Here is a 12387-nt window from a genome sequence, read left to right on the forward strand (position 1 = left end):
TAAAAATCCTTGTATCCGCAATAGGACGGGCGCGCCTGGGCAGCGCCCGCGCAAAAGACCGGGCGATCAACCCACACGCGCCATGCAATGTTCGATCAACGCTTCAAGTTCACGCTGGTAATCGCTCATCAGCGCATCCATGGTGCCGGCGCGGTAACGCTGGCTGCTGTAGATGCAGCGCAAGGCCAGTTGCCCGTCATAGACCTGGCCGACGATTTCCAGCCAGTTGCCCAGGTTGGCCTTGAGGCTGTAGTTGTCGCCGGTTTCTTCCAGTGCCGGCACCAGCAACGCCTGTTCATCGAAGCTCTGGTCGAACTGCCCGAGGTAGTTGAACGTCACCCGTGCCTGCGGCAATGCAGCCAGTTGCGCCGAGATTTCCGGCCCGGCCAGATGACGCAGCACGCCATAGCCGATGCCTTTCTGCGGTACGCCCGCCAGTTGCGCCTGCACATCGATGATCGACTGGCCGATGTCATCGCTGTCCGGGCGCAAACGCACCGGGAACATGCTGGTGAACCAGCCGAGGCTGCGGCTCAGGTCGATCGATTCGAAGAGGTCTTCGCGCCCGTGCCCTTCAAGCAAAATCAACGCCGACGGTTGCTGGCTCCAGCGGCACAGGGCGCGACTGAGCGCTGACAACAGCAAGTCGTTGATCTGCGTGCCGTACACCGCCGGGGCCTGTTTGAGCAGTTGTTCGGTGTGCTCGCGGGACAGCTTGAGCCGCGCCTGCGCCTGTTGCCGCACGAGGTTCTTGCCGCGCGGGTTGTCGCACGGCAGATCAACGCTGGGCTGATCCAGTTGCTCCAGCCAATAGCTCAATTCCTGCTCGGCAATCACCGGCGCCTGCGCCTGCAATGCCTCGGCAAACGAACGATAACTGCTGGTGCGAATCGGCAGCTGCGGCGCCAGCCCCTGCACGCACGCCTCATAAGCGACTTTCAGATCGTCGAGCAGAATCCGCCACGACACGGTGTCGACCACCAGGTGATGAATCACCACCAGCAAGCGCGCCTGGCCATCCGGCAACGCCACATGCATGACCCGCCAGACCGGTCCGTCATCGAGTTTGAGGCTGCGCTGCGCGAGGTTGGCCAAGGCTTCGACCTCTTCGCTGCTTTGCGCTTCACGGCGCCACAGCACAGCCTCGTCGGACGCGCAGCTGCTATAGCGCTGCAACCAGCGCCCGCCGTCATCGGAAAAACGCAGGCGCAACGAATCGTGATGCTGTTCGATCAAGCCCAGCGCCTGTTCCAGGGCATCGAGATCTAGCGGCTGACGTGCGCTGAGCAGCAACGACTGGTTGTAGTGATGCGCCTCGGCCATGCCTTCGGCGAAGAACCATTGCTGGATCGGCAGCAAATTGAACGCACCCTCTGCGGCAACCTGAGTCTGGTCCGGCAACGCTTGCCCGGCGCCCTCCTTCGCCACTTGCTGCTCGACAATGCCGGCGATGGTTTGATAGCGCATCAGATCACGCAGCTTCAGCTCCATCTGCAGGGTCGGGTGGTTTCTCACCCGCGAGATCACTTGCAGGCTGAGGATCGAATCGCCGCCCAGTTCAAAGAAGTTATCGCTGATACCGACCTGCTCGACCTGCAACACCTGCGCCCAGATTTCCGCCAGCAGGCGTTCCTGCTCGGTGCGCGGGGCAACATATTCGTCGCTTTTGAACTCCGGCTCCGGCAAGGCCTTGCGATCGAGCTTGCCGTTGGGCGTGACCGGGAACGCGGTGAGGCAGACGATCTGCGCCGGCACCATGTATTCCGGCAGCGAAGCGCGCAGCCCGGCCTTGAGTTCATCGCCGATGTCTTCACCGCTGGCGGTGACCACGTAGCCGATCAGTTGCTTGCCGGAGGCATTGTCGCGGGCAATCACCAGCGCATCGCTGACCGCCGGCAACTGACGCAGGCTGGCCTCGACTTCGCCTAGCTCGATGCGGAAGCCACGGACCTTGACCTGATGGTCGATGCGCCCGACGTAATCGACCACCCCGTCCGGGCGACGACGCACCAGATCGCCGCTGCGGTACAGGCGCTCGCCAGGGGCAAACGGGTTGGGCACGAAGCGCTCGCCGGTCAGATCGGGGCGGCCGTAGTAACCACGGGCGACGCCGTAACCGCCGATGTACAACTCACCGGCAAAACCCGGCGGCAGCGGATTCAGATCGTCGTCGAGCACGTACAACGAACGCGCACCGACCGCGCGGCCAATCGGCGCGTATGCCGCTTCGCACTGCTGGCTGATGGCGACTTTCCAGAGCATCGGCGTGACCACGGTTTCGGTCGGGCCGTAGCCGTTGGTGAAGTATTGCGGACGCAACGCCGCTTTCACCTGTTCGAAGGTCTGCTCCGGCACCGCATCGCCACCGAAGCAGTAGATGCGTACCGGTGGCGGCGCGATGCCGCTGGCGGCTGCGTACTCGGCCAGTTGCTTGAGATAGGCCGGCGGGAAACAAGCGATGGTCACGCCGTAATCGTGCAGGGCCTGATAGGTCTGCTCCGGCGTCCACAGGCATCCGTCACGGATCACCAGACGACCGCCGCTGTACAAGGTACTCAGCCAGCGTTCATGAGCGCCGTCGAAGGCGAAGGACATGAAGTGCAACTCGCGACTGCTCGCGTCCATTTCGTACAGCTCAGCGATGGCCTGGCAGTGCATGCTCAGCGGTCCCTGGGTGACGGCCACGCCTTTCGGCCGTCCGGTGGAGCCGGAGGTGTAAACCAGATACGCCAGGCTCTGCTCGTGAACATCGCAGACCGGTGCGGCATCGCTGTAAAGACTGCGATCGAGTTGATCGATTTCCAGACGCAACACGCCATGCGGCGCCGGTAACGTCGCCCGCAGGCTGGTTTGCGTCAGCAGCAGGGCCATGCGCGAATCTTCGATCATGTACGCCAGACGCTCGGGCGGGTAATCGATGTCCAGCGGCACGTACGCCGCACCGCTCTTGAGCACGGCGAGGAAACTCACCAGCATTTCCAGCGAGCGCGGCAACGCCACGCCGATCACCACTTCCGGCCCGGCGCCATGGGCGATCAGGCACTGCGCAAGTCGATTGGCCTGCCGCTCCAGTTCGGCGTAGCTCAGGCTTTCGCCGGCGCATTGCACCGCGATCGCGTCGGGCTGCTGTTGCGCATGACGACTGATCAGCTCCGGCAACAGGCGAGGCTCATGGCGGTGCGCCGGCTCGGCACTCCAGGTCTGCGCCGCTTGCCATTGTTCGGCGGACAGACGCTGCAAGTTGCCCAGCCGCTCATACGGCGCGGCCATCATCGCCGCGAGGGTGTTTTCCAGGGTCAGGCGAATGCCTTGCACCGCCTCGGCGCTGAAGTGGCTGCGCAGGTACAGGTACTCGATCGACAACTCGTCGCCGAGCATCACCGCAAGGTCCATCGGCACGTTGGTCACGCCATGGCCGATGGATTTGCCAAAGGTCAGCTCGGTGTCGGTTTCTTCCTGCAAGCGCTCGTCGATCGGGAAGTTCTCGAACACCACGATGCTGTCGAACAGCGCCTGACCTCCGAGGTTCGACCAGCGCTGCACATCGGCCAGCGGTGCCTGGGAGTAATCGCGAATGTCGAGGTTGTACGCCTGCACTTCGCCCAGCCAGTCGGCCAGGCGCTGATCGGCCTGCGGCGTCTGAATGATCGGCAAGGTGTTGATGAACAGGCCGAGCATGTTGCCGACTTTCGGCAGACTTTCCGGACGCCCCGATACGGTGGCGCCGAAGGTCACCGTCTGCTGGCCGGTGTAGCGTTGCAACAGCAGCAGCCACGCGCCCTGAATCAGCGTGTTGGGGGTGATGCGCAAATCGCGGCAGAACTCCAGCAGGCGCGCGGTTTGCGCCTTGTCCCAATTCGAATAGAGCGCATCGTGACCGGTAACGTCGGCACTGTGGCGCGGGTGCATCGCCTGACTCAGCGCAGTCGGTTCGTTGACCACCGCCAGACGCGCCTTCCAGAACAGCTCTTGGGCATCCTGATCCTGCGCCTGCAACCAGGCAATAAAGTCGCGATAGCGGCCGTTCTCGCCAGTCACCTGGCCCGTGGAATAGAACTGCAAGACCTCGCCGAACAACCGCGAACTGCTCCAGCCGTCCATCAGAATGTGGTGGCTGGTCCAGATCATCTGGTACTGCTCGTCGCCCAGCTGCAACAGGGTCACCCGCTGCAAACGCGCCACGGACAAGTCGAAGCCCAGTGCGCGGTCGGCGCTGGCGAACTCAGCAATCGCCGCCTCGCTGCAATCCTGCCCACGCCAATCGAGCACCTGCATCTGCAACGGTACATGGCGATGCACCACCTGCAGCGGTTTGGCCAGCCCATCCTGCCAATGGAAACTGGTGCGCAGGATCGCCTGCCGCACAATGATGAATTCCCAGGCCTGGCGGAAACGCTCCACGTCGAGGCCCTTGATCGGCAGGCTGACCTGTTGCACGTAGAGGCTGCTGCCGTTATCCGACAGCGTATGGAACAGCATGCCTTCCTGCATCGGCGAGAGCGGATAGACGTCTTCGATCAGTTCCGCCGGCACCGGCAAGGCATCGAGTTGCGCCTGATCCAATTGCGCCAACGGGTAGTCGCTGACGCTGGCGGATTGCGCGTCTTCAAGCGAAACCACTGCGGCCAGTTTCTGCACCGTCTGCTGCTGGAACAGGTCCTTGGGCGTGAAGCAAATGCCCTGCTGACGCGCGCGGCTGACCAGTTGAATCGAGATGATCGAATCGCCGCCGAGGGCGAAGAAATTGTCGGTCACGCCGACCTGCTCGATCTTCAGAATGTCCTGCCAGACCTCGGCCAACTGCTGCTCCAGCGCCGTCGAAGGCGCGACGTAATCGCGTTGTGCCTGATTGGCATCCGGCGTCGGCAAGGCCTTGCGATCAAGTTTGCCGTTGGGTGTCAGCGGCAACTGTTCGAGGAACAGCCACTGCGCCGGCACCATGTAGTCCGGCAGATGCGCCTTGAGCGCGGCTTGCAACTCAGCACTCAGGGCGTCCAGTTGCGCAAGACTCTGATCAGCCTCGGCCGGCACCACATAAGCCACCAGTTGCTGGCCGCCAACGCCGTCCACCGCCAGCACCACGCCTTCGCGCACACTGGCCTGGGCCAGCAGACGCGCTTCGATTTCCCCCAGTTCGATACGGAAGCCGCGCACCTTGACCTGATGGTCGATGCGGCCGACGTATTCGATACGGCCGTCGTCCATGAAACGCGTCAGGTCGCCGGTGCGGTACATGCGCTCGCCGTTGCTCGCCAACGGGTTGGGCACGAAGCGCTCGGCGGTCAGGCCCGGGCGCAACAGATAGCCACGGGTGATGCCCTCACCGGCCAGATACAGCTCCGCTGCGATGCCGAGCGGAGCTGCCTGCAATTGCCCGTCGAGCAGGTACGCGGTGGTGTTGCGCAGTGGCCGGCCGATATTGGCCTGGCCGCCGAGTTCGCGGCGGGTCCAGGTCGAATACGTGGTGTCTTCGGAAGGCCCGTACAGATCGTAAACGTGGGCAACCGAAGTCTCGCGGTACAAGGTGTCGACCAGCGCCTGCTTGAGCGGCTCGCCGGCCAGATTGATGATGCGCACGCCCGGCGGGATCTGGCCGATGCGTTGTAGCGCGGCAATCGCCGATGGCACGGTGTTGATCAGACGCACCTGATCACGCTCGGGCAAGTCCGCCAGCTCCAGGGCATTGCGCGCCATGACCATGGACCCGCCGCGCGCCAGGGTGACGAAAATCTCCCACACCGACAAGTCGAAGCACACCGACGTCGAGGCCAGCACGCCTTGCAGATCGTCCTCGCTGTAGACCTCGGCGGACCAATCAATCAGCGCCTGTACGTTGCGATGGGCGATGGCCACGCCTTTCGGTTTGCCGGTGGAACCGGAGGTGTAGATCACGTAGGCCAGATTGGCCGAGTCGGCGCGCGCCGGCAGGTTGTCCGGCGCTTGCGCGGCGAACGCCTCACCGCCGGCCTCGACCAGCACCACCTGCGCTTCGGTGGACGGCAGTTGCGCCAGCAAGGCTTGCTGGGTCAGCAGGACTTTCGCCTGGCTGTCGTCGAGCATGTAGGCCACGCGGTCGGCCGGGTAGTCCGGGTCCAACGGCACGTAGGTGCCGCCGGCCTTGAGCACCGCCATCAGGGCGATCACCAGTTCCGCCGAACGCGGCAGCGCCACGCCGACGCGCACTTCGGCGGTGACACCCAGCGTCACCAAATGCCGGGCCAGCTGATTCGCCCGCAGGTTCAGTTCGCCATAGCTCAGGGCCACGCCGGCATGACTCAACGCCAGTGCCTGCGGATGCGCTGCGACCCGTGCTTCAAAGCTCTGCGAGATCAACCGCTCGGCCGGATAAGCCGCGTGATTGTCGTTCCACTGCGCCAGCGTCTGACGCTCGGCCAGCGGCAGCAGACCGATCTCGCCGAGTGCACGCTGCGGCGCTGCGATAAATTGCTCGAGCACTTCACGCAAATGCGCCGCCAGACCAAGCACGCTGCGCTCGGCGAAGTGCTCGGTGAGGTAGTTGAAATCGAGGTTGAGCACTTCGCTGGCACCAGCGATCAGGGTCAGGCCGTAGTTGGTCTGTTCACGATGCTCCAGACCGGAAAAGCGCAGCCCGCCCGGATTGGCCTCCAGCGCTTCTGACACCGGGTAGTTCTCGAACACCAGCAAAGTGTCGAACAGCGCTTCGCCACTCAATGCGGCCAGACGCTGAATGTCCTGCAACGGCGTCTGTTCGTAGTCGCGCAACAGCAGGTTCTTGTCCTGCACGCTGCGCACCCAGTCGCCCACACTGAGGGTGGCCTGCGGGCTGGCGATCACCGGCAGAGTGTTGATGAACAGCCCCAGCTGTTCTTCGATGCCCGGCAAATCCACCGGACGCCCGGATACCGTGGCGCCAAACGCAACGGTGGCCTGGCCGGTATAGCGCTGCAACACCAGCAGCCATGCCGCCTGCACCAGGCTGTTGAGGGTCACCTGTTGCTGACGGGAGAAGCTGTTCAGACGCTGGGTCAACGCTTCATCGAAATGCAGACGATGCATCTGTTTGCCCGGCCCCGGCACGGTGCGTCCGTGGCAGGCGGAGGCCAGTCGGGTCGGCTCGTCGAGTTCGGCCAGTTGCCCGCGCCAGAATTCCTGCGCGGCCGCCTTGTCCTGGCCCCGTAGCCACACCAGAAAATCCCGATAGCGACCCTGCGCGCTCGGCACCGGCTGTCCGGCGTAATCCTGCAGCACCTCGCCGAACATCCGCGAGTTGCTCCAGCCATCCATGAGGATGTGGTGGCAGGTGAAAATCAGTCGATGGCGATCGTCGGCAGTGCGCAGCAGGCACAGGCGCAACAGCGGCGGATTCTGCAGATCGAAGCCACGTTCGCGGTCGGCCTGCGCCCGTGCTTCAAGCACCGCCGGCAGATCGGCGGCATCGCGCACATCGATTTCCGGCATTTCCAGGGTCAGTTGGCGGTTGATCACCTGCAACGGCGCATCGAGGCCATCGCGGCCCCAGATGAAACCGGCGCGCAGCACTTCATGGCGATCGACCACCCGTTGCCAGGCTTGCTGGAACCGCGCGACGTCGAGGCCGTCGATGTCCAGCAGCATCTGATAGACGTAGGCGCTGGCATCCGCGTCGTACAGGCTGTGGAACAGAATGCCCTGCTGCATCGGCGCCAGCGGGTAGATGTCCTCGATGCGCTGGGCGGCGATCGGCAGGCTGTCCAGATGCGCCTGGGACAAACCGGCCAGCGGCACGTCGGACGGAGTCAGCCCCCCGGAATGACTGAGGCAGTGGTCGATCAATTCGCTCAGCGCCACTTCGTAGGCACGGGCCAAACCGACAATGGTCGCCTCTTCGAAAACGTCGCTGCTGTAGGTCCAGGTCAGGCTCAACTGGCCCTGATAAACCCGGCCATCGATGGTCAGCCAGTTGGCCATCGGCGCGTTCGCGTCCTGACCGGCGCCCTTGTCCTCGGTGGCCGGCCGCCACAAGGCGTCTTCATCGAAGTTGTTATCGAACTGGCCGAGGTAGTTGAACGTCACCTGCGGTTGCGCCAGTTCATGGAGTGCCGCTTGTGCTTCGGCGGTGCCGAGATAACGCAGCAAGCCATAGCCAATGCCCTTGTTGGGGATCGCGCGCAGTTGCTCCTTGATGCCTTTGATCGAGGTTTCCAGGCTGGCGTTTGGCGTCAGGCGCACCGGGAACATGCTGGTGAACCAACCCACGGTGCGGCTCAGGTCGATGTCATCGAACAGGTCTTCGCGGCCATGGCCTTCGAGCTGCACCAACGCGCTGTCGCTAGCGGTCCACTCGCAGAGCACCCGCGCCAGTGCGGTCAGCAGCAGGTCGTTGACCTGAGTGCGGTAGGCCGCCGGGGCCTGTTGCAGTAACTGGCGAGTGCGTTCGGCGTCCAGCCGCGTGTCGACGCTGCGTTCGAAGCGGTTGTTCAACTGGCCCTGCGGATTATCCAGCGGCAAACCGAGCGGAACGTCGCGCAACTGCTCGCGCCAGTAGCTGAGTTCGCTGCCCAGCGCCGCGCTGCGCGCATGTTCTTGCAGGCGCAAACCCCAGTCCTTGAACGCGCTGGTCTTGGCCGGCAGATGCACGCTCTGTCCGCTGCTGATCTGCTGATAGGCGTTCTGCAGGTCTTCGAGCAGGATCCGCCACGACACGCCATCGACCACCAGGTGATGAATCACCAGCAACAGACGCTGACTGGCGTCCGGCATATCGATCAGCGCCGCGCGGATCAGCGGGCCGTTGTGCAGGTCGAGGCTGCGTTGCAGGTCCAGGCACAGTGCTGGCAGTGCCGCGCTGTCGTCCAGCGTAAAGCTGCGCAACAAGTCTTGTGGCTGATCCGCCGCGCCGTGGCTTTGCTGCCAGCCCTGCTCGGTTTGGCGATAACGCAGACGCAAGGCGTCATGCTGTTTTTGCACCTGCGCCAGGGCCTGTTGCAGCGCCGCAGCTTGCAGGGTTTTCGCCGGGGCCAGCAGGATCGACTGGTTCCAGTGATGCCGCGCCGGGATGTCGCTGTGGAAAAAATATTGCTGGATCGGCGTCAGCGGCGCGTCGCCCAGCACTTCACCCTGCTCCGTCTGCACCGCGTCGCTCTGCTGCGCGACGGTGGCCAGACGCTGCACGGTCTGATGCTGAAAAATGTCCTTGGGCGTAAAGCGAATGCCGGCCTGCCGCGCGCGGCTGACCACTTGAATCGAAATGATCGAATCGCCGCCCAGCTCGAAGAAATTATCGTGAAGCCCGACCCGCTCGACCTTGAGCACGTCCTGCCAAATCTCCGCCAGACGCTGTTCCAGTTCGCTGCGCGGCGCCGCATAAGCCTCTTGCACTTGCGCAACGTCCGGCTGCGGCAGTTGTTTGCGATCGAGCTTGCCGTTGGCGGTCAGCGGCAGACGGTCGAGGAACGCCCAACTGACCGGAACCATGTAATCCGGCAGGGTTTCGCGCAGGTGCGCCTTGATCGAATCGCGCAGGGCGCCCTGCTCGTCCGCGTTCACTGCCTCGACGGGCACGACCCAGGTTGCCAGTTGCTGGCCGCTGAGGCCGTCCACCGCCAGCACCACCGCTTCGCGCACCTGTGGATGCTTGAGCAGTTGCGCTTCGATTTCGCCGAGCTCGATGCGGAAACCACGGATCTTCACTTGGTGGTCGATACGACCGATGTACTCGATCACCCCGTCGCCGCGCAGGCGTGCGAGGTCGCCGGTACGGTACAGACGCTGGCCGGCCTTGCGGTTGAACGGGTCCGGCACGAAGCGGGTGGCGCTCATGCCAGCCTGATTCAGATAACCACGAGCGAGACCGGCGCCAGCGATGTACAACTCACCGATGCAGCCTTGCGGCACCAGGTTGAGCGAGCTGTCGAGCAAGTACCACGACAGGTCGACAATCGGCGCGCCAATCGGGCTGCTGTGATTGCTGTGCAGATCCGCCAGCGACAATGGCCGGTAGGTCACATGCACGGTGGTTTCGGTGATGCCGTACATGTTGATCAGCGTCGGCGCGCGGTCGCCAAAACGCTCGAACCACGGGCGCAGATTCTGTACTTCCAAAGCCTCGCCGCCGAACACCACGTAACGCAGGGCATTGCTGCGCGCAGATTCACAGGCAACCTGCATCAACGGCTTGAATGCCGACGGCGTCTGGTTCAACACCGTGACGTTTTCATCGCAGAGCAGCGTGTAGAAATCCTCCGGCGAACGGCTGACGTCGTGGGGCACCACCACCAGTTTGCCGCCGTACAACAGCGCGCCGAAAATCTCCCACACCGAAAAGTCGAACGCGTAGGAATGGAACAGCGTCCAGCTGTCCTGCGCGCCGAAATCGAACCAGTGCGCGGTGGCGCTGAACAGGCGCATCACGTTGCCGTGCGGCAGCAACGCGCCCTTGGGTTTGCCGGTGGAACCGGAGGTGTAGATGACGTAGGCCAGATTGTCCGGCGTGGTCAGGCATGGCGGGTTGCTTGCGATGCCGTGCTCCGGCGCCTGATTCAGATCGAGGCAGATCAGCCCCGGCGGCAGCGGCAATTGCCCGAGCAAATGGCCCTGGGTCAACAGCAATTGAATACCGCTGTCGTCGATCATGTAGCTCAAGCGGTCATCCGGGTAGCTCGGGTCCAGCGGCACATAGGCGCCGCCCGCTTTCAGCACCGCGAGAATGGCGACGATCATGTCCAGCGAACGCTCCACCGCCACGCCGACGCGCACGTCCGGGCCGACGCCCTGCTCGAGCAGCGTATGCGCCCACAGGTTGGCGCGGTGATTGAGTTCAGCGTAAGTCAGGCGTTGCCCGGCAAAGCTCACCGCCACCGCATCGGCATGCCGCTCGGCCTGGGCCTCGATGGCTTGCTGGATGCACTGGGTCAGCGGTTGTTCAATCAGCGACGGATTCCATTGCGCCAACAGCTGTTGCTGCTGGCCGGCGTCGAGCATCGGCAATTGGCCGATGCACCGGGTCGGCTCGGCGACGATCGCCTGCAACAGCGCGGTCCAGTGTTGCGCCAGTCGCTCGATGGTCGCTGCGTCGAACAGGTCAGTGGCGTACTTGAGCACGGCTTCGATGCCGTGGGCCTGCTCGGTGGTGTTGAGGGTCAGGTCGAACTGCGCGGTCTGGCTCTGCCATTCCAGCGGTTCGATGTTCAGGCCGTTGAGGCGTGTGGCGACGCTTGCGCGGCGCTCGGCCTGGTGGTTGAACATCACCTGGAACAGCGGACTGTGGCTGAGGCTGCGGCCCGGCTCCAGCGCTTCGACCAGTTGCTCGAAAGGCAAGTCCTGATGCGCCTGCGCCTCCTGCGCGGTCTGTTTGACCTGACGCAGCAGTTCGACAAACGGCAGCTCTGCGTCGATGTCCGCCTTGAGCACCTGGGTGTTGACGAAGAAGCCGATCAGGCGCTCGATTTCCACTCGGCCACGGTTGGCCACCGGCACGCCGACACGGATGTCGCTTTGCCCGCTGTAGCGATGCAGCAAGGCCTGAAACGAAGCCAGCAGCAACACGAACAGGGTGACGTTTTCCTGCCGGGCAAAGGCCTTGAGGGCATGGCTCAGCGCCGGATCAAGAATCAGGTTATGGCTGGCGCCGGCGAAGCTTTGATCGACCGCGCGCGGGCGATCCAGCGGCAACTCCAGCACCGGTTGTTCGCCGCCGAGTTTTGCCTGCCAGTAGGCCAGCTGCCGCTCCTGCTCACCGGCCTCCATCCACTGGCGCTGCCACAAGGCGTAATCGGCGTATTGAATCGGCAGCGCCGGCAGACCGGCGTCGTGACCGAGGTTGAAACCGGCATAGAGCTGCACCAGTTCCTCGATCATCACTTGCAGCGACCAGCCATCGGAAACGATGTGATGCAGGGTCAGCACCAGCACATGCTCAGCGGGGTTGACCTGTAGCAGCGCGGCACGCAGCAACGGGCCGTGCTGCAGGTCGAAAGTCTTCTGGCTCTGGGTCTGGACGAAAGCCTCGATCGAACGCTCCGGGTCATTCGCCAGATCAGCGCTCAGGTGATGAATATCGAGGGTAAAAGGTCCTGCGGGCAGGACCACTTGCAAGGGTTGCGCGCTGTCTTGAGAGAACACCGTGCGCAAGGTTTCGTGGCGCTCGATCAGCGCCGCAATGCTGCGTTCCAGTGCCGGCACATCCAGCGGCCCTTGCAAGCGCAGGGCCGTCGGAATGTTGTAGGCCGCGCTGTGCGGTGCCCACTGCCAGAGGAACCACTGGCGCTGCTGAGCGTAGGACAGCAACAACGGCTCTTCAGCCGTGCGCTTGAAAACCGGGGCAATGTCAAAGAGGTTGACGCCTTTCTGCTTGAGCAGAACCGCCAGAGCCTTTCTTTGCTTAGCCGAAAGTTGTCCTACCGACTCGATTAACTCTTGCACGCGTTT

1 protein-coding gene is annotated in these 12387 nt (G+C 63.4%); it reads right to left on the bottom strand.

Annotated features, from left to right (window positions below; translation table 11 throughout):
• Positions 1–66 precede the first annotated feature (66 nt).
• Positions 67–12381: a non-ribosomal peptide synthase/polyketide synthase gene (locus tag ACV8MC_RS23980; RefSeq protein WP_457263778.1), complete on the bottom strand. Its 12315-nt coding sequence runs from the start codon at positions 12379–12381 to the stop codon at positions 67–69.
• Positions 12382–12387: the final 6 nt, after the last annotated feature.

Source organism: Pseudomonas sp. PK-RTE-24, assembly GCF_054052265.1.